15 protein-coding genes, 1 pseudogene and 1 riboswitch are annotated in these 18055 nt (G+C 71.8%); of the genes and pseudogenes, 3 read left to right on the top strand and 13 right to left on the bottom strand.

Features of this window, described 5'->3' with window-relative positions; all coding sequences use genetic code 11:
* Positions 1 to 668: 668 nt before the first annotated feature.
* The gene (locus tag IGS69_RS30245; protein WP_190903637.1) at positions 669 to 1934 is read right to left on the bottom strand and encodes an MBL fold metallo-hydrolase; all 1266 of its coding nucleotides are present in this window, start codon (positions 1932 to 1934) and stop codon (positions 669 to 671) included.
* A gap of 128 nt (positions 1935 to 2062) precedes the next feature.
* On the opposite strand from IGS69_RS30245, the gene IGS69_RS30240 reads away from it, so the two are divergent.
* Both IGS69_RS30240 and IGS69_RS30235 read left to right on the top strand, forming a co-directional pair.
* Complete coding sequence (locus IGS69_RS30240; RefSeq protein ID WP_190903636.1) at positions 2063 to 3241, top strand: glutamate dehydrogenase; 1179 nt, start codon at positions 2063 to 2065, stop codon at positions 3239 to 3241.
* A 96-nt stretch (positions 3242 to 3337) separates the two neighbouring features.
* The gene (locus tag IGS69_RS30235) at positions 3338 to 3949 is read left to right on the top strand and encodes a TetR/AcrR family transcriptional regulator (protein ID WP_269783191.1); all 612 of its coding nucleotides are present in this window, start codon (positions 3338 to 3340) and stop codon (positions 3947 to 3949) included.
* A gap of 213 nt (positions 3950 to 4162) precedes the next feature.
* Here IGS69_RS30235 and IGS69_RS30230 read toward each other — a convergent pair whose 3' ends face one another.
* The 3 genes and pseudogenes from IGS69_RS30230 to IGS69_RS34840 all read right to left on the bottom strand — a co-directional run.
* Entirely contained in the window at positions 4163 to 4948 is a 786-nt protein-coding gene (locus IGS69_RS30230; RefSeq protein WP_190904705.1) for an SGNH/GDSL hydrolase family protein, read from the bottom strand.
* Between the two features lie 224 nt (positions 4949 to 5172).
* Positions 5173 to 6084, bottom strand: a complete 912-nt coding sequence (locus IGS69_RS30225) for a M23 family metallopeptidase (RefSeq protein WP_190903635.1) — start codon at positions 6082 to 6084, stop codon at positions 5173 to 5175.
* 4 nt (positions 6085 to 6088) lie between these two features.
* A riboswitch (cyclic di-AMP (ydaO/yuaA leader) is annotated at positions 6089 to 6250 on the bottom strand.
* Between the two features lie 310 nt (positions 6251 to 6560).
* Positions 6561 to 6755, bottom strand: a pseudogene (locus tag IGS69_RS34840) (GH36 C-terminal domain-containing protein); the annotation flags it as partial.
* A gap of 179 nt (positions 6756 to 6934) precedes the next feature.
* Here IGS69_RS34840 and IGS69_RS30220 point away from each other — a divergent pair.
* On the top strand, positions 6935 to 7732 hold the full coding sequence (locus IGS69_RS30220) for a tyrosine-protein phosphatase (protein ID WP_190903634.1): 798 nt from the start codon (positions 6935 to 6937) through the stop codon (positions 7730 to 7732).
* A gap of 16 nt (positions 7733 to 7748) precedes the next feature.
* Here IGS69_RS30220 and IGS69_RS30215 read toward each other — a convergent pair whose 3' ends face one another.
* The 9 genes from IGS69_RS30215 to IGS69_RS30175 form a co-directional block, all read right to left on the bottom strand.
* Positions 7749 to 7868, bottom strand: coding sequence for a DUF6126 family protein (locus IGS69_RS30215; protein ID WP_190903633.1), 120 nt, complete (start codon positions 7866 to 7868; stop codon positions 7749 to 7751).
* Positions 7865 to 8509, bottom strand: a complete 645-nt coding sequence (locus IGS69_RS30210; protein ID WP_190903632.1) for a helix-turn-helix domain-containing protein — start codon at positions 8507 to 8509, stop codon at positions 7865 to 7867. Before IGS69_RS30210 ends, IGS69_RS30215 begins: the two co-directional genes overlap by 4 nt.
* 75 nt (positions 8510 to 8584) lie before the next feature.
* A complete protein-coding gene (locus IGS69_RS30205) occupies positions 8585 to 10000 on the bottom strand; it encodes an aspartate aminotransferase family protein (RefSeq protein ID WP_190903631.1) in 1416 nt (471 codons plus the stop codon).
* A complete protein-coding gene (gene dxs, locus IGS69_RS30200) occupies positions 9997 to 11892 on the bottom strand; it encodes a 1-deoxy-D-xylulose-5-phosphate synthase (protein ID WP_190903630.1) in 1896 nt (631 codons plus the stop codon). Before dxs ends, IGS69_RS30205 begins: the two co-directional genes overlap by 4 nt.
* Positions 11893 to 11920: 28 nt before the next feature.
* Positions 11921 to 13078 (bottom strand): flavodoxin-dependent (E)-4-hydroxy-3-methylbut-2-enyl-diphosphate synthase, encoded by a 1158-nt coding sequence (ispG, locus tag IGS69_RS30195; RefSeq protein WP_190903629.1) that lies wholly within the window; start codon positions 13076 to 13078, stop codon positions 11921 to 11923.
* A gap of 4 nt (positions 13079 to 13082) precedes the next feature.
* Positions 13083 to 14105: an adenosyl-hopene transferase HpnH gene (gene hpnH, locus IGS69_RS30190; RefSeq protein ID WP_190903628.1), complete on the bottom strand. Its 1023-nt coding sequence runs from the start codon at positions 14103 to 14105 to the stop codon at positions 13083 to 13085.
* 5 nt (positions 14106 to 14110) lie between these two features.
* Positions 14111 to 14752: a phosphorylase family protein gene (locus IGS69_RS30185; RefSeq protein WP_190903627.1), complete on the bottom strand. Its 642-nt coding sequence runs from the start codon at positions 14750 to 14752 to the stop codon at positions 14111 to 14113.
* Complete coding sequence (gene shc / locus IGS69_RS30180) at positions 14752 to 16854, bottom strand: squalene--hopene cyclase (protein ID WP_190903626.1); 2103 nt, start codon at positions 16852 to 16854, stop codon at positions 14752 to 14754. The genes IGS69_RS30185 and shc overlap by 1 nt, the downstream gene beginning before the upstream one ends.
* Before the next feature lie 122 nt (positions 16855 to 16976).
* Positions 16977 to 18044: a polyprenyl synthetase family protein gene (locus tag IGS69_RS30175; RefSeq protein WP_190903625.1), complete on the bottom strand. Its 1068-nt coding sequence runs from the start codon at positions 18042 to 18044 to the stop codon at positions 16977 to 16979.
* Between the last annotated feature and the right edge of the window lie 11 nt (positions 18045 to 18055).

Here is an 18055-nt window from a genome sequence, read left to right as displayed (position 1 = left end):
GGTCCGTCGGGCCGGGGTGCCGGGGGAGCTCGCGGGGGTCCGCCCGGGTTCACGCGGTCGCTTGCGCGCTCCCCGGGCCGTACGCCCGGCCTCCCCCGGCTTCCGCACGCCACCGCCGACTCCGCCACCGCCGACGCCACCGCCGGCGCCACGGGGGCCGGTGTGCCGCCCCGGGCCGGAGGCCCCTGCGGCTCCCGCACCGACCCGGGCCGCGCCCGTGCCGCCGACGGGGGTTCCCGGGCCACCCGGGGCAGTGCCCGCGCGGTCGACCGCAGTGCCCGCGCGGTCGACACCGGCACCCGTGTCCTCGGCCGCGCCCGTGCCGGCGTCGGTGGCGCGTGGGCAGCGGGGATCCCCGTCGCGTCGACTCCCTCGTCCGCCCTGCGCCTGCACGTGCCGGCCCCCGCTCCCTGATCCGCCTGCTTCCCGACGGCCACTGACAGTAGTCGCCAGCGCATCATGTGCGGTGGGCAGTTGACAAACTCATACGGTGAGCGTCCCGCTCTGGTATGAGGCCTCGTACGACAGACCGATAACACCTCGGCACATCCGACCAGGAACGAAAGGAGCTCGATCCGACCTGGTCAGAAGCGGTCACGCACCGACGGCGAGGGCCGGGGAGCCTCTCGCTCCCCGGCCCTCGCCGTCGGTCTGCCGTACGCCCCGGGTCAGCTCGCCGGGAGCGTCTCGGGGTCCTCGGTGCCCTGGCCGGCCTCGCGACCATCGTCACTCACCGTGTCAGCCTGGGCCATGGCTGCCGCGTCCGACGCGGTCTTGATACCGGCTCCGGCGAGGGCCTCCCCGGCCGCGCGACCGCCCGCCGGAGCGAGCGCCACCCCACGCCACCACGGCTGAGACGGCACTGTCCCGGCCGTGGGCTCGAAGGGCTCGCCCGGCCGGGGCAGGGCGAGACCGGCGCCCACCGCGCGGGCGGCGGCGAGCGTCCCCTCGCCGGGCTCCGCCCACGGGTGGGTCGCCAGATTGAAGGTCGCCCAGTGGATCGGCAGCATCGGACCGTGCTCCGGCCCGCCCTGGAGGTCGAGGTGGGCGCGCATGCCCTCCTCGGGGGTCATGTGGATGTCGGGCCAGAAGTCCGAGTAAGCACCGATCTGGATCATCGTGGCGTCGAACGGCCCGTGCTCGGCGCCGATCTCCTTGAAGCCGTCGAAGTAGCCGGTGTCACCGCTGTGGTAGATCCGGTGCTCGTCCCCGGCGACGACCCAGGAGGCCCACAGGGTGTGCTGGGTGTTGCGCAGCCCGCGGCCGCAGAAGTGCCGGGCCGGGGTGGCGGTCAGGGTGAGGCCGCCGATCTTCGTCGTCTCGTGCCAGTCCAGCTCGCGCAGCCGGCCGGCGGAGACGCCCCAGTGCTCCAGGTGCGCGCCGACGCCCAGGGGCACCGCGAACAGGGTGTCCGTGCCCGCGAGCGCCTTGATGGTGGGCATGTCCAGATGGTCGTAGTGGTCGTGCGAGATCACCACGACGTCGACCGGGCCGAGCGCGGCGAGCGGCAAGGGCACGGGGTGCAGCCGCTTGGGCCCGGCGAAGGGGAAGGGGGAACAGCGCTCGCCCCACACCGGGTCGAACAGGACGCGCCGGCCGTCGATCTCGGCGAGGACGCTGGAGTGCCCCATCCAGGTCAGCCGCAGGCCGGTGGCCGGGGGCCGGGCGATGTCGGCGAGGGTGGTGGAGTGCACCGGGACGGTGCCCTTCGGAGCGCGGCGGGGCCGGGTGTCCTTGTCGAAGAAGACCTTCGCGAAGTCCAGGGCCGAGCCCGAGGGCCGGGTCCGCGCGGGGCCGCCGGGGTTCTGGAAGACCCCGTCCTTGAAGTGGGGCGATCTGCGGATGCGCGCCATGCGCTCACCGCTCGGATCCGCGCCGAACGCCCCTGGCCGGAGCGCGCGGAGCCCGGAGCTCAGGGTACGGAAACCGGCCACGGTACCTCCAGGTGGAGTCGGTCAGGCTTTCCATTATGGTCGGCCCCTCCGACAACACCGGATCACAGGGGTCCCATCGGAGGAGATACTGACCGGTGATTCAGTATCCCGGCGGCGAAGGAGCCCGAATGGCCACCCCCCTGCTGTCCCTGACCTGGACCGATCACCTCACGGGCCGACAGGGCTTCCTGGTCGTCGACCGGCTGGTGCGCGGAGTGTCCAGCGGCGGTCTGCGCATGCGCGCGGGCTGCACCCTGGACGAGGTCGCGGGTCTCGCCCGCGGCATGACGGTGAAGGAAGCTCTGCACTACGACCCGGCGAACCGCTACGTCCCGCTGGGCGGCGCCAAGGGCGGCATCGACTGCGACCCCCGGGATCCGGAGGCGTACCCGCTGCTGGTGCGCTACCTGCGCGCGATGCGGCCGTACATAGAGAGCTGCTGGACGACGGGTGAGGACCTGGGGCTGACCCAGGACCTGGTCGACCGGGCCACGGCCGAGGCGGGGCTGGTCTCCTCGATCCAGGCCGTCTATCCGCTGCTGGACGACGAGGCCGAGGCCCGGCGGCGGCTGCGGGACGCGTTCGCTGTCGAGGTCGACGGCATCGGTCTGGACGAGCTGGTCGGCGGCTGCGGTGTGGCGGAGGCGGCCCTGACCGCCCTGGACCGGGCCGGGGTGCCGTACACCGGGACGCGGGTCGCCCTCCAGGGCCTCGGCACGATGGGCGGGGCCACGGCGCGCTTTCTCACGCGCGCGGGGCTCACGGTCGTGGCCGTCGCCGACCTCAAGGGCACGATCGCCAACCCGGCGGGCCTCGACGTCGAGGCGCTGCTGGCCGCCCGGGACGCGCACGGCACGGTGGACCGCTCGGCGCTGCGCCCCGGCGACGGCGAACTGCCGGGCGAGGCCTGGCTGTCGGCCGACGCGGACGTGCTGGTGCCGGCGGCCGTGTCGTACGCGATCGACACGGTGAACCAGGAGCGGATCACCGCCCGCTGGGTCGTCGAGGCGGCCAACATGCCCGTACGCCCGGAGGCGGAGGTGCTGCTCGCCGCGCGCGGGGTGACCGTGCTGCCGGACGTCGTGGTCAACTCGGGGACGAACGCCTGGTGGTGGTGGACGCTGTTCGGGGACATCGGTGCGGACGCCGAGGAGGCGTTCGCGTACACCCGCCGCTCGATGCGGGCGCTGGTCGAGCGGATGCTGGACCGCGCCCGGACCGACGAGGTGACGCCGCGCGCCGCCGCCCACGCCCTCGCGGCGGACCGGCTTCCGGTGATCGCGGAGCGGTTCGGCTGGTTCCGGTGAGGCGCCCGCCCTCCGCGGCGGCAGCCCTCGCGGGCCCTGCCGGACAGGCCGAAACACTCCGTCGAGGGGCCGCACGCGCGTGGGTAGGGTGACGGCGTGACGAGAGTCCGGTTGAGTGTGGCCCAGCGGCGCGGGGATCTGCTGCGGGCCGCCATCGAGCAGATCGAGGCGAGGGGTGTGGCGGCGGTCCGGATCGCCGACGTGGCCTCGGCGCTCGGCGTCAGCAACGCGCTGGTCCTCTATCACTTCTCCACGAAGGAGCAGTTGGTGGCCGCCGCGTTCCGGCACGCCGCGGAGGGCGACCTGGCGCATCTGCGCAAGCTGCTCGGCCGTCGTTCACCGGCGCTGCGCCGGCTGCGGTCGGCCGTGCGGTGGTACGCCCCCACCGGGACGGCCAAGGGCTGGCGGCTGTGGATCGAGGGCTGGGCGGCGGCGCTGCGCGACCCCGCGCTGCGGGAGGTCGCCCAGGACCTCGACCGGCAGTGGAAGGCGGCGCTCGCCGAGGTCATCGCGGAGGGCGTGGCGGCCGGCGAGTTCCGCTGTCAGGACCCGGCCGGCACGGCCTTCCGGCTCACCGCCCTCCTCGACGGTCTCGCCGTGCAGCTGACGTCCTACGCCGGGGCGGTGCCGCGAGCCCGGGCCCAGGAGTGGGTGGAGGAGGCACTGTCCCGCGAGTTGGGCCTGCCGTGGGAGCGGCCGGCGCCCTGACGGTGTCGCGCAGGGACGGCGACCCCGCGAGAGCCGGCATCGGCATCCCCAGCCCGCCCGGCAGCACGTCCGGCATCCCTGGCCCGCCCGGCAGCACGTCCGGCATCCCCAGCCCGCCCGGCACGCCCGGCTCGCCCCGTAAGCCAGGGCCACGACGCGTGCGGGCCGTACCGGGGTCCCACCCGGTACGGCCCGCACGCGCCGGAGCCGCTCTCACGCCACCGACGCGATCCGCATCCTGATGTCGTCCGGCGACAGCGCCCCCTTGGCCGTCACATGGTCACCGGACGACTCCCCGCGCAGCCGGCGCCCGATCCACGGCACCAGGAACTCCCGCGCCCACGCGACGTTGTCGCGCCGCATGTCGAAAGCGCCGCGCGGGGGCAGCGGGGGCCACGGCTGCTCGGGGTCGGCCGGCACGTCGAGGCCGAGCACCTGGCCCGCGCGGAGCGCCACGCGCGTGTGCCCCTCGGGAGACAGGTGCAGCCGGTCGGCGTCCCAGGCCCTGCGGTCCTGCACGCTGCGCAGGGACCACAGGTCCAGGACCGGGCAGCCGTACCGGTCGGCGATGGCCCGGACGTGTCCGTTGTACGTGGCGATCTTGCCGCGCAGGTGCTTGAGCACGGGCACGCCACGGGTGTCGAAACCGGTCGTCACCATGACCGTGCCGGATACGGCGGTGAGCCGGGCCAGCGCCCGTTCGAAGCGCTCGGCCACCTCGTCCGGGTCGGTGCCGGGCCGGATGATGTCGTTGCCCCCGGCGCAGAACGAGACGAGGTCCGGGGCCATGTCGACGGCCCGCGGCACCTGGTCCGCCACGATCTGGTCGAGGAGCTTTCCGCGTACGGCGAGATTGGTGTACTGGAAGTCGCCCTCGGGCCTGCGGTCGGCGAGCAGGACGGCGAACCGGTCGGCCCAGCCGACGAACGCCCCGTCGGGGCCGGGGTCGCCGACGCCCTCGGTGAAGCTGTCCCCCACCGACACGTACGACCCGATCACTGCTCTGCTGTCACTCTTCGAATCGTCTGCCACAGCAACTCATGATTCACCTTCGAATGTGACCTACGCGACCGTAGGCAAGGGTTGACGGTCGGTGAGATAAGCCACGCCTAAAGTGTTCGCCAACCTCGGAATACACCGCTCGTCCGCACACACCGAAGGCCGGACCCGGGGATCGGGGTCCGGCCTTCGGAGGCGTGTCAGGCAGGTGGTCGTGCGGTCGGTCAGCCGACGGAGACGCCGTGCGAGCGCAGGAAGGCGACCGGGTCGACGTCGGAGCCGTAGTCCGGCGTGGTGCGGATCTCGAAGTGCAGGTGCGGTCCGGTCACGTTGCCGGTCGCGCCCGACAGGCCGACCTGCTGCCCGGCCGTCACGGTCTGGCCGGCCGAGACGGAGAGCTGGGACAGGTGGGCGTACTGGGCGTAGTGGCCGTCGTTCAGCTTGATGACGACCTGGTTGCCGTACGCGCCGCCCCAGCCGGCGGAGACGACCTCGCCCGCGCCGACGGCCTTGAGGGAGGTGCCGGTCGGGACGACGAAGTCGACACCGGTGTGGTAGCCGCTGGACCACATGCTGCCGGACATGCGGTACGGGGTGCTGACGGTGGCACCGTCCACCGGGAGGGCGTAGCCGCTGGAGTTGCTCTCGGCGGCGGGCTTGGCGGCGGCCGGCTTGGCGGCGGTCTCGGCCTTCGGGGCCGACTCGGCGGACGGCTTCTGGGCCGAGGCCTTCGGAGCGGACGGGGCCGAGGCCTTCGGAGCGCTCGCGGCCTTCTTGCCGATCGACAGCTTCAGGCCCGGGTGGATCAGCGACGGGTCGGAGCCGACGGCGTCACGGTTGTCCGAGTAGAGCTTCTTCCAGCCGCCGCTGACGTTCTGGTCGTCGGCGATCTTCGCGAGGTAGTCGCCGGCCTTCACGGTGTACGTGCGGGGGCCGTTGGCCTTTTCGGCGGCCTTCTTCTCGGCTGCCGGGGCGGACTGGACGGCCTTTTCCGGAGCCGACTGCGGGGTGGCGGCGTGGGCGCCGGCGGCCCCCATGAGCGGCAGGGCGAGAGCGGCCCCGCCGGTTCCGGCGACGGCGATGGAGCGGGTGAAACGCTGAGTCTTGGGGCGGCGGTGCTTACCCTTCGCGGGCATGGCGAATTCCTCTCCGTCGCCTGCGAGGTGAGCTGTCGGGTGCGAGCTGGAGATGCCCGGCCGCGCCGTGGCGCGACTTAACCCCAAGCCGTTCCGGGAACCGGAACAGGCGTCTTACCTGTGGGTCCCCCGCTCCTGCCGTACGTCGGGTCAGTGTGTGCGGACTCCGGGCGGCGGCAGGATTAGGCGTCCGTCCGGATTGGTGTGGAACGTAAGCGACCGAGACGCAATAGGACAAGCTTGCGGTTGCGCGGGAACGGTGTTTTCCCTGACGCGTCGGCACAAGTGCCGTCACCGAGCGTGGATTACCGATCTCCCGCATTCCTCAATGGGCCTGAATAACGCGCGAATTACGTGAACATGGCAACAACACATCGTCACGGATATGACGATGGTCACGCACCCCGACCTCATCTCCCTTACGATCGGGGCACGTTACGCCTTAGCGGCCGAAGCTCCCTATTCGGACAGAACGACTACTTCCGCTTAAGCCGGGCGACCGCGGCGTCCAGATCCCCGTGCAGGCCGAGGTGAAGACCGTGATGCAGCAGCACGGCCCCTCGGTGAACTTCGCCCGTTTCGAGTCATTTGTACGAGGCTGCCGGTTCGAGGCCGCGCAGCCGTAGGGCCGGCACGGGCTCGCCGTAGCGCTGCACCTGGAGCCAGGCGAGGTGACATGGACGGCGTAGCTGCCGGCCGGCCCGGAGAGCACCACGTACGACCGTTTTCGGAGCTGTGGGGGCTCCGGGGAACGCCTGTGGACAACTCATTGCCCCAGGCAGGCATGTCGTATCGTCGAGACGTGCCCGCCGACGAGCCGCGGCGGCGGCGCCGAAGGGGAGGAGCCCTCGTGACACAGCAGGTCCCGTCGACCGAGCCCGAGCTGGCCGGAGTGCGCAACTTCCGTGATGTGGGCGGACTTCCGACCGTGGACGGACGGCGGGTGCGGCAGGGGGTGCTGTTCCGCAGCGGCCACCTCGCCCACGCGACCGGTCAGGACGCCGCCTTCCTGACGGCTCTGGGCCTGCACACGATCTTCGACTTCCGCAACGCGGCCGACCAGAAGCTCGAGGGGCCCGACGTCGAGCTGCCCGGCGTGCGCAATGTGAACCTGCCGCTGAGCGACCCCGCCGACGGCGCCGAGTTCTGGAAGATGGTCCGCGACGGCGACCTGGACCAGCTGCGCGCGATCCTCTCGGACGGCAAGGGCGCGGGCCGCATGATCGCCTCGTACCGCACGATCATCAAGCACCGCACCGACGAGCACTCCCGGGTGCTGCACGCGCTGGCGCGGGACAGCGTCCCCGCGCTGATGCACTGCGCGGCGGGCAAGGACCGCGCGGGTCTGTCCGTCGCGGTGACGCTGCTGGCGCTGGGCGTCGAGCGCGAGGCGATCGTCGAGGACTACCTGAAGTCGAACGCCAAGCACCGCCGCTACAAGGTGCACCGCAGCAGCTCCGCGGCCTCGGCCTACTCGCCCGAGGTCATGGAGCTGCTCAGCCCCCTGTTCGACGCGCGCGCCGAGTACCTGACGGCGGCGTTCGACACCATCGAGGAGACCTGGGGCGGCGTCGACGCCTACCTGGAGAAGGGGCTGGAGCTCACTCCGGAGACCCGGGAGCGGCTGCGCGAGCGGCTCCTCGACTGAGACGCCGGGACGCGGGCTACTTCGCGCCGAGCGCGAAGAGCAGGTAAATGAACGCGGCGAAGATGTGGCCCGCGATGAGGTAGACGAACAGCCTCACCCACAGGGCGCGGGGGAACTTCTCCTCCATGTTGCTCATGACACGTCTCCAGGGGTGGGGCCCAGGCACAGGGCGGCCGTGGGGCTCTGCAGCAGGGTGTGGACGAAGAGCAGGTCGACGCCGTCGTGGTCCTCGGCGGCGATCCGGTGCGGGGTGAGCGAGTCGAAGTGGGCGCTGTCGCCGGCCGCCAGCCGTTGCGTGCTGTCCCCGAGGCGCAGCCACAGCCGGCCGCGCAGGACATGCAGCCACTCCTCGCCGGGGTGGACGCGCACGACGTCGCCCTGGGAGCCGTACGGGACGTGGACCCGCAGGGCCTGCATCCCGCGGCCCGGGGCGCCGGCCTGCCAGTAGGTCCAGCCGCCGGCCGCCGTGGGTTCCATGTCGGCCGCGCGGATGACGGCGTCCCGTCCGGCGACCGTCTCACCGAGCAGCTCGGCGACCGTCGTACCGTAGACACGGGCGAGCGCGAGCAGCATCGGCAGCGAGGGCTGGCGCTGCCCGGTCTCCAGACGGGAGAGGTGGGCGGGCGACAGCCCGGCGGCGCGGGCCGCTGCCTCCAGGGTGAGGGAGGCCTGGCGCCGCAGGGCCCGCAGCTGGGGCGCGACGGCGGGCAGCGCACCGGGCGAGGGTTCGGCCGGCGAGCCGGCCCCGGAGGGCCGCTCGGTCTCGGAGGGGCTCATGCCTCCATTCAGCCGGAACTTTGCCTCAGCGGCAAGTTTCTTGCCTCCCAGGCAAAACCTCGCAGGCGAAGCCGCCTAGCGGTTGGCCACGGCCTGCTTGACCAGGGTCTTCCCGAAGTCCCACACCAGCCCGCCATTGTGCGCGTCGTCCATCACTGCGGTGAAGGCGTCGACGAACCGGTCCACCTCCCGCTCGCCGATGATCAGCGGCGGGATCAGCTTGATCACCTCCATGTGGTCGCCGGAGACCTGGGTGAGGATCCGGTGCCGCTGGAGCAGCGGCACGACGACCATCTGCGCGAAGAGCCCCTTGCGGGCGGCCTGGAGCATGGCCCAGCGGCTGCGCAGCTTCAGCGACCTGGGCCGTCCGAACTCGATGCCGATCATCAGGCCCCGGCCCCGGACCTCGGCGAGCATCTCGTACCGGTCCGTGAGCGCGGCCAGCCGGGATCTGAGCCGCTCACCGGTGGCCCGGGCATTCGCGATGATCTGCTCGTCCTCCATCACCGACAGCACCGCGAGGCCCGCCGCCATGGCCTGCGCGTTGGATCCGAAGCTCGCCGAGTGGACGAGGACGCGGTCCATGGACGAGTAGACCTTCTTGAAGATCCAGTCCTTGCCGATCGTGGCGCCGACCGGCACATAGCCGCCGGAGAGCGCCTTGGCCACGCACACCAGATCGGGTTCGACGCCGTCCTCGTGCTGGTAGGCGTAGAAGTCGCCGGTCCGGCCGAGGCCGGTCTGCACCTCGTCGGCGATGAGCAGCGCCTTGTGCCGGTGGAGCAGCTCCTGGGCGGCCCGCAGCCAGCCGGGCGGGCCCGTGAGGACGCCCTTGCCCTGGATCGACTCGACGATCAGCGCGGCGACGTCGCCCTTCCTCAGCTCCCTCTCCAGCGCGTCGAGGTCGCCGACGGGGACGGCCGTGTCGGGCAGCAGCGGGGCGAAGCCGTCACGGAAGCCGGACTCGCCGTTGACGGAGAGGGAGCCGGTGGTCAGGCCGTGGAAGGCGTGCGCGCAGTAGAGGATCCTGGGCCTGCCGGTGACGAACCGGGCGAACTTCAGGGCGCCCTCGACGGCCTCGGTGCCGCTGTTGCCGAAGAACACCCGGTCCAGGTGCGGACTGTGCGCGAGCAGCTTCTCCGCCAGCAGGCCCGGCAGCGGCTGGCAGTCGAAGCGGGTGAGATCGGCGAGCTGCGCGTCCAGGACGTCGTGCACCGCCTTGCGGATCACGGGGTGATGGCGGCCGAGGCCCATCACCCCGAACCCGGCGAGCATGTCCAGGTAGTCGTTGCCGTCCGCGTCGTAGAAGTAGGCGCCCTCGGCGCGCTCGTAGACCTTGTCGAAGCCGATCGTGTGCAGCATGCGCGGGAGCTGGTGGTTGAGGTACCGGGTGTGCAGCTCGTAGCGCTCGGCCCCGCGCTCGGCCAGCAGCTTGCCGAGGTCGAACTCCCCGGCCTGCGACGACTCCGACGCGGACTCGGCGGTTGTCATTCCAGTGGCTCCTTGGACAGCTCTTCCTTGACGGCCAGGCTCGCGCCGATCCGTCCGGCGACCTCGACGGGTGTCAGGCCGATGTCGGCGAGCACCTCACCGCGCTTGGCATGTGCGAGGAACTGCTCGGGGATGCCGAACCGCCGTACCGGCACGTCGACGTCGGCGTCGCCCAGGGCCAGCGCCACGGCCGCACCGACCCCGGCCGCACGGCTGTTGTCCTCGACGACGGCGACAAGACGGTGCTCGGCGGCGAGGCCCGGGAGCGCCGGGTCGACGGGCTTGACCCAGCGGGGGTCGACGACGGTGCAGCCGATGCCGCGCGCTTCGAGCAGTTCGGCGGCCTGGAGGCAGACCGGCGCCATCACACCGACGGCCACCAGCAGGGCCTGCGGCCGGGGGGAACGGTGCAGCACGTCCAGTCCGCCCACCCGGTCCACGGCCGGGACCGACGGGCCGACGGACTCCTTCGGGAACCGCAGCAGCGTCGGCGCGTCGTCGACGGCGACCGCCTCGCGCAGCTGGGCGCGCAGCTGGTCGGCGTCGCGCGGCGCGGCGATCCTCAGACCGGGGACGACCTGGAGGACGGACATGTCCCACATGCCGTTGTGGGAGGCCCCGTCGACGCCGGTGACCCCGGCCCGGTCCAGGACGAAGGTCACCCCGCAGCGGTGCAGGGCCACGTCCATCAGGAGCTGGTCGAAGGCGCGGTTGAGGAAGGTGGCGTAGACGGCGACGACCGGGTGCAGTCCGCCCGTCGCCAGGCCCGCCGCGGACACGGCCGCGTGCTGCTCGGCGATGCCGACGTCCCAGACCCGGTCCGGGAACCGCTCGGCGAAGGCGCCCAGGCCGACCGGATGCAGCATGGCGGCGGTGATCGCCACCACGTCCTCGCGCTCCTCGCCGATCCTGACGATCTCGTCGCCGAACACGGAGGTCCAGGAGGGGCCGCCCGACGGGGAGAGGGGTGCGCAGGTCAGCGGGTCCATCACGCCGACGGTGTGGAAGTGGTCCTCCTCGTGGGCGAGGGCGGGCTCGTAGCCGCGGCCCTTCTCCGTGAGGCAGTGCACGAGCACCGGCCCGTGGAAGCGTTTCGCGCGCCGCAGCGCGGACTCCACGGCCCCGGTGTCGTGCCCGTCGATCGGCCCTACGTACTTCAGGCCCAGGTCCTCGAAGAGGCCCTGCGGGGCGAACGCGTCCTTGAAGCCCTTCTTGGCGCCGTGCAGGGCCTCGTAGAGGGTGTTGCCGACCAGGGGCGTGCCCTGGAGGACGTCCTTGCCCCAGGCGAGGACCCGCTCGTACCCGTCGGTCGTGCGCAGCGTGGCGAGGTGGTTGGCGAGGCCGCCGATGGTGGGGGCGTAGGAGCGCTCGTTGTCGTTGACGACGATGATCAGCGGACGGTTCTTGGCGGCCGCGATGTTGTTCAGGGCCTCCCAGGCCATGCCCCCGGTGAGGGCCCCGTCGCCGATGACCGCGACGACATGGCCCTTCCCGCCCTGCACCTGGCGGGCCTTGGCGAGCCCGTCGGCCCAGCCGAGGGCGGTCGAGGCGTGGCTGTTCTCGATGACGTCGTGCTCGGACTCCTCGCGCGAGGGGTAGCCGGACAGGCCGCCCTTGCCGCGCAGCTTGGAGAAGTCCTGGCGGCCGGTCAGCAGTTTGTGGACGTAGCTCTGGTGGCCGGTGTCCCACAGGATGCGGTCGGCCGGCGACTCGAAGACCCGGTGCAGGGCGATGGTCAGCTCCACCACGCCCAGGTTGGGTCCCAGATGGCCGCCGGTCCTGGCGACCGCGTGCACCAGGAACTCCCGGATCTCCTCCGCCAGTTCCCCCAGTTCCGCCTCGGACAGCGCCTTCAGGTCGCGAGGTCCCCGGATGCTCTCCAGAATCGTCACGCTCGGCCCCCTTCGGATTCCGTGCTGCTCAGCTCACGGTGACGGCCGGCTCCCCCGACCCCACGCCGTCCTGCTCCATCTGCTCGGCGATCTTCATCGCCTCTTCGATCAGCGTCTCGACGATCCTGGACTCGGGGACGGTCTTGATGACCTCGCCCTTGACGAAGATCTGCCCCTTGCCGTTGCCGGAGGCGACCCCCAGATCGGCCTCCCGTGCCTCGCCGGGCCCGTTGACCACACACCCCATGACCGCGACCCGCAGCGGCACCTCCATGCCGTCGAGCCCGGCCGTGACCTCCTCGGCCAGCTTGTAGACGTCGACCTGGGCGCGCCCGCAGGACGGGCACGACACGATCTCCAGCCTGCGCTCCTTGAGCCCGAGGGACTGGAGGATCTGGATGCCGACCTTGACCTCCTCGGCGGGCGGCGCCGAGAGCGACACCCGGATCGTGTCGCCGATGCCCCGCGACAGCAGCGCTCCGAACGCCACCGCCGACTTGATCGTGCCCTGGAAGGCGGGCCCGGCCTCCGTCACGCCCAGGTGCAGCGGGTAGTCGCACTGCTCGGCCAGCTGCCGGTACGCCTCGATCATGACGACCGGGTCGTTGTGCTTGACGGAGATCTTGATGTCGCGGAAGCCGTGCTCCTCGAACAGGGACGCCTCCCACAGCGCGCTCTCCACGAGCGCCTCCGGGGTGGCCCTGCCGTACTTCTGGAGCAGGCGCCGGTCCAGCGACCCTGCGTTGACACCGATGCGGATCGGCGTGCCGTGGTCCTTCGCGGCCTGGGCGATCTCCTTGACCCGGTCGTCGAACTGCTTGATGTTGCCGGGGTTGACGCGGACGGCCGCACAGCCCGCCTCGATGGCCGCGAACACGTACTTCGGCTGGAAGTGGATGTCCGCGATCACGGGGATCTGCGACTTGCGGGCGATGGTCGCCAGGGCGTCCGCGTCGTCCTGCGTCGGGCAGGCGACCCGGACGATCTGGCAGCCGGACGCGGTCAGCTCCGCGATCTGCTGCAGCGTGGCACCGACGTCCGAGGTGCGGGTCGTCGTCATCGACTGCACCGACACCGGGGCCCCGCCCCCCACCGCCACCGGACCGACCTGGATGCGGCGCGAGACGCGCCGCTCGGCGATCGGCCGGGCCGGCACCTCGGGGACGCCCAGCGAGACAGCGGTCATCACATCACTCCCGGTTCCCGGAGACCGTCTCGCGCATGGCGCGCAGCGACTCCTTCAGCGATCCCATGGTGGCGAGGACGGCGGTGGGCTCATAGCCGCAGTGCGCCATGCAGTTGGCGCAGCGCGGGTCCTTGCCGCGGCCGTACTTGTCCCAGTCGGTTTCCTCGACCAGCTCCCGGTACGTCGGCACGTACCCGTCGCTCATCAGGTAGCAGGGGCGCTGCCAGCCGAAGAGCGAGTAGTTCGGGATCGCCCACGCCGTGCAGGGGAAGTCGACCTTGCCCTCCAGGAAGTCCAGGAAGAGCGGGGAGTGGTTGAGCCGCCAGCGCCGCCGGTTGCCGCCGGCGAAGGCCTTCTTGAACAGCTCTCGGGTCTGCTCCACGCCGAGGAAGTGCTCCTGGTCGGGGGCCTTCTCGTAGGCGTAGGCGGGGGAGATCATCATCTCGTCGACCTGGAGGTCGTCGTTGAGGAAGTTCAGCACCTCGATGATGGTCTGCGGGGTGTCGGTGTTGAAGAAGGTCGAGTTGGTGGTGACCCGGAAGCCGCGCCGCTTGGCCTCCTTGATCGCCTCCACTGCCTCGTCGAACACGCCCTCCTTGGCGACGGACTCGTCGTGCCGCTCGCGCAGGCCGTCGATGTGCACCGCGAAGGCGAAGTAGGGCGACGGCGTGAACTTGTCCATCTTCTTGCGCAGCAGCATGGCGTTGGTGCAAAGGAAGACGTACTTCCGCTTGGCCACCAGCTGACGGACGATCTCGTCGATCTGCGGGTGCATCAGCGGCTCGCCGCCGGCGATGGACACCATGGGCGCGCCGGACTCCATGACCGCCCCCACGGCCTGGGCGACCGGCATCCGCTGCTTGAGCACCCCGGCCGGATGCTGGATCTTGCCGCATCCCTCGCATTTGAGGTTGCAGGCGAACAGCGGCTCCAGCTCGACGATCAGCGGAAACTTGTCCCGGCGGCGGATCTTCTGTTCAGCCAAGTACGTAGCGACCTTGATGGACTGTCGGAGCGGCATGGCCATCTGGCTCACCTCCTGGGGAGCAGCAAGGAACGGTGCCATTCGAAGAAAGCGGGAAGGACGGAACGAAGAACACGGAAAGCCGATATTCCACCGCGCACCGTGCCGATCCGGACGAGTTCATGTTCAGGAGCGTCCACGACCACCCGGACGGCCGCAACCGGGCGCTCGCCCGCTCGCACGGCGCTGAGGAGCGTGACGGCGGACTCCATGTCGACGGCGATCGCGCCGGTCGCGCGCAGCGCGGCCCGTTCGGGGCCCCGCACGACATGGTCGGAGCAGGTCAGCGGCCCGGTGTGCACGGTGCGCCCGGGCAGCGCACGGGCCAGTTCCCTGACCAGCAGCCCGGTCCCCACGCAGGGGGTCGTGCCGCGCGGGTCGCGGGTCTCCTCGGCGACGACGAGATCGCCGGGGTGCATGCCGGGCGCGAGGCCGGCGCAGAAGCCGGTGGCCAGGACGGCCGCGTCGCGCAGGGCCGGGTCGGCCAGCATGCGGGTGACGGCCCGCTCGGCGGCGGCCGGGCCCATGCCCGTCCGCAGCACCGTGACCGGCCCGTCGGCCCCGCCCCGGCCGCCCGCGCGCAGGGCGAACTGCTCGATGCCGAGCGCGCAGGCGATCAGCAGCGGGACCGGGGCGGGCTGGGTGCTCATCAGCTCCCCTCGGCCTCGGCGAGCGGCGTGCCGGCGCTGCCCCCGCGACGTTCCCCGGACTCGGTGAGCGGTGTGCCGGCCCCGCCGCCGCGGTGTTCCCCGGTCCGGCCGCTCCCCCGGAGCCGCTCGGCGAAGGGTTCGCCGTGCAGATAGCGGCCGAGCGCGGTGAGCGGGAACACCTGCCGGTAGAGGTGGTAGTTGATCGAGAAGTCCCACGGGAAGCCCGTCCCCGTGAAGTACGGCTCGTCCCAGGAGCCGTCCGCCCGCTGGGTCGCGGCGAGCCACTCGATGCCGCGTTCGACGGCCTTGGACTCCCGTTCCCCGGCCGCGAGCAAGGCCATCAGCGCCCATCCCGTCTGCGAGGCGGTCGAGGCGCCCCGGCCGCTCCACTCCCTGACGTATTTGTAGGAGCGCAGGTCCTCGCCCCAGCCGCCGTCGTCGTTCTGGACCGACTCCAGCCAGGCGACCGCCCGCCGGATCGCCGGGTGCGCGGCGGGAATGCCGGCGGCGGTCAGGGCGGGGACGACGGACCCGGTGCCGTAGACGTAGTTGACGCCCCAGCGTCCGAACCACGAGCCGTCCGGTTCCTGCTCGGCCAGCAGCCACTCGATGCCGCGGCGGGTGCGCGGGTCGTGGGCGAGTCCCTCGACCGCGAGCATCTCGACGACGTGCCCGGTGACGTCGGCGGAGGGCGGGTCGATGACCTCGCCGAAGTCGCAGAACGGCAGCCGGTTCGGGAAGGGGCTGGTGTTGTCGACGTCGAAGGCGGCCCACGCGCCGTTCCTCGACTGCATGCCGAGCGTCCAGCGCATGCCGCGCGCGGCGGCCCGGTCCAGCCGCTCCGCGTCGGGGTGAGCGATCCGGCGCAGCGCGAGGATCACCTCGGCGGTGTCGTCGATGTCGGGGTAGTTGTCGTTGTGGAACTCGAACGCCCAGCCCCCGGGCGGCATTCCGGGCCGCTTCACGGACCAGTCGCCGGGCCGGACGATCTCCTCGCCCAGCATCCAGTCGGCCGCCTTGACCAACTGCGGGTGATCGGCGGGCAGTCCGGCGTCGACGAGGGCGATCGCGGCCAGGCAGGTGTCCCACACCGGAGACTGACAGGCCTCGATCATCCGGGCACCGTCCTCGCGCCACACGGCGAACCGGTCCAGGGACGCCAGCCCCTCGCGCAACACGGGGTGTTCGAGGTCGTAGCCGAGCAGGTGCAGGGCGATGACGGAGTACACGGCGGGGGGCTGGATGCCGCCCCAGCAGCCGTCGTTCTCCTGCCGCTCGATGATCCAGCGGGCGGCGCTGTTCATGGCCGCCTCGCGCAGTCTGCGCGGGACGGCCTTCCGCAGGGCGTGCAGGCCCTTGTCCATCCGCTGGAACGCCCCGTCCCAACTGAACGGCGACGCCAGGGGCTTGGGCGGATTGGGCCGGTCCGGGTCGGTGTGCAGCTCGTCCAGCGGAAAGGGCGCGGGGCGTACCGGCCGCTTCGCGGAGACGATCGTCAGCGGGACGATGGTCTGCCGCGCCCAGCAGCCGAAGTCGTAGATGTTGAGCGGCACCCACTTGGGGAAGAAGACGAGCTCCGGCGGGAGTTCGGGCAGGTCCTCCCACTTCCACCAGCCGAACAGGGCCAGCCAGATCCGGGTGAAGACCCGGGCTTCGGCGATGCCGCCCTGCGCGCGGATCCAGGCGGAGGCCCTGGCCATGTGCGGGGCGTCGGGGGCGTCACCGGCGAGGCGGAGGGCCACGTACGCCTCGATGGTGGTGGACAGTTCGCCCGGCCCGCCGTAGAAGGTGGCCCAGGTGCCGTCCTCGCCCTGCTCGCCGCGGATGAAGAGGGCGGCGGCCTGCGTGGTCTTCTCGTCGCGGATGCCGAGGAACTGACGGAGCAGCAGGTCCTCGGCATCCATCGTGACGTTGGTCTCGAGGTCGCCCTTCCACCAGCCCTCCGCGTGCTGGAGGGAGAGCAGGAAATCGGTGGCACGCCGGGCGGCGCGTGCGGCGGCTTCCGGTACCCCGGCCGCCCCGGGGGTGTGCGCGTCGGTGTCGCTGGCCGCGGCGGCGCGGGGTGGCAGGGCCCCGGTGCTTCCGTCGGTCGTCGCTGTCATGGCTTCCCCTTCGTGCAGTGGTGCAAGGTGTGCAGCTGCTGTGGGTCCGCCGTCGGCCGGTGCTCCGTGATGACTCGCGGCACCGGCCGGCGACTACGCGAGGGTTATTCGGCCGATAGTGATCATCTCTTCCGTACGACGACGAAGTCCGCGAGCGCCGTGAACTGCTCCCGCACCCGGTCGGGCATGTCGACGGCGTCGAGGGCTTCGATGGCGATGGTGTGCTGACGGCGTGCCTCGTCGGCGGTCCACTCGCGACCGCCGGCCTCCTCGATGAGGGCGGCGCGGGCCGCGAACTCCTCCTCGGAGAAGTTCTGGAAGTCGCTGCTCTTGGCGTCGGCGGCGAGGATCTCGCCGAGCCGCTCGGAGGCCGGGCCGCCCGCCGCGAGGGCGGCCACGACGGGCAGGGACTTCTTGCGCTGGCGCAGGTCGCTCCAGGTCTGCTTGCCGGTGGAGACCGGGTCGCCCCAGATGCCGAGCAGGTCGTCGACGGCCTGGAAGGCGAGACCCAGGTGGTAGCCGTACTTCTCGAGGGTGTCGGCGGTGTGGTCGTCGGCGCCGCCGAGGACCGCGCCGATGGAGCTGGCGCAGGCGAGCAGGGCGCCGGTCTTGTTGCCCTCCATCTCCAGGCACTCCTCGACGCTGACGCGGTCGCGGTGTTCGTAGGAGATGTCCTGGGCCTGGCCGTCGATCAGGGCGCGGGTGGCGGTGGTCAGGCGGCGGGTGGCGCGGCCGGCCTCGACGGTGCCGAGTTCGAGGAGCACCTCGTTGGCGAGGGCGAACAGGGCGTCGCCGACCAGGATGGCCTGGGCGGGGCCGTGCACCTTCCACACCGTGTCGCGGTGACGGCGCTGTTCGTCGCCGTCCATGAGGTCGTCGTGGAGGAGGGAGAAGTTGTGGACGAGCTCCACGGCGACGGCGCCGGGGATGCCGGTCTCGGGGGCGGCCGACATGACCTCGGCGGACAGCACCGCGAGGGCGGGGCGCACGGCCTTGCCGCCGTCCCCCTCCGCGGGCCTGCCCTGGGCGTCGATCCAGCCGAAGTGGTAGGCGGCAACAGTGTCCATGGGAGGTGCCAGGCGGTCGATGGCCGCCCGCAGTACCGGAGTGGCCAGGGTCCGGCCGCGCTCCAGCAGCGCGGTCACGTCCACCGCCTCGGCAGTCTTCGAGGCCGGGGGCACAGTGGGCACAGTCTCTCCTC

It is taken from the genome of Streptomyces tuirus (genome assembly GCF_014701095.1).
In the GTDB taxonomy this organism is placed as follows: Bacteria; Actinomycetota; Actinomycetes; order Streptomycetales; family Streptomycetaceae; genus Streptomyces; species Streptomyces tuirus.
Note: the sequence above shows the minus strand (reverse complement) of the source record. Positions and strands in the feature narration are given on the sequence as shown.

Bases quoted from the DNA above. Each gene is read 5' to 3' on its own strand.
- IGS69_RS30240 (WP_190903636.1), top strand. From the start codon at position 2,063: ATGGCCACCCCCCTGCTGTCCCTGACCTGGACCGATCACCTCACGGGC.
- IGS69_RS30225 (WP_190903635.1), bottom strand. From the start codon at position 6,084: ATGCCCGCGAAGGGTAAGCACCGCCGCCCCAAGACTCAGCGTTTCACC.
- IGS69_RS30215 (WP_190903633.1), bottom strand. From the start codon at position 7,868: ATGAGCAACATGGAGGAGAAGTTCCCCCGCGCCCTGTGGGTGAGGCTG.
- IGS69_RS30210 (WP_190903632.1), bottom strand. From the start codon at position 8,509: ATGAGCCCCTCCGAGACCGAGCGGCCCTCCGGGGCCGGCTCGCCGGCC.
- IGS69_RS30205 (WP_190903631.1), bottom strand. From the start codon at position 10,000: ATGACAACCGCCGAGTCCGCGTCGGAGTCGTCGCAGGCCGGGGAGTTC.
- ispG (WP_190903629.1), bottom strand. From the start codon at position 13,078: ATGACCGCTGTCTCGCTGGGCGTCCCCGAGGTGCCGGCCCGGCCGATC.
- hpnH (WP_190903628.1), bottom strand. From the start codon at position 14,105: ATGGCCATGCCGCTCCGACAGTCCATCAAGGTCGCTACGTACTTGGCT.
- IGS69_RS30185 (WP_190903627.1), bottom strand. From the start codon at position 14,752: ATGAGCACCCAGCCCGCCCCGGTCCCGCTGCTGATCGCCTGCGCGCTC.
- shc (WP_190903626.1), bottom strand. From the start codon at position 16,854: ATGACAGCGACGACCGACGGAAGCACCGGGGCCCTGCCACCCCGCGCC.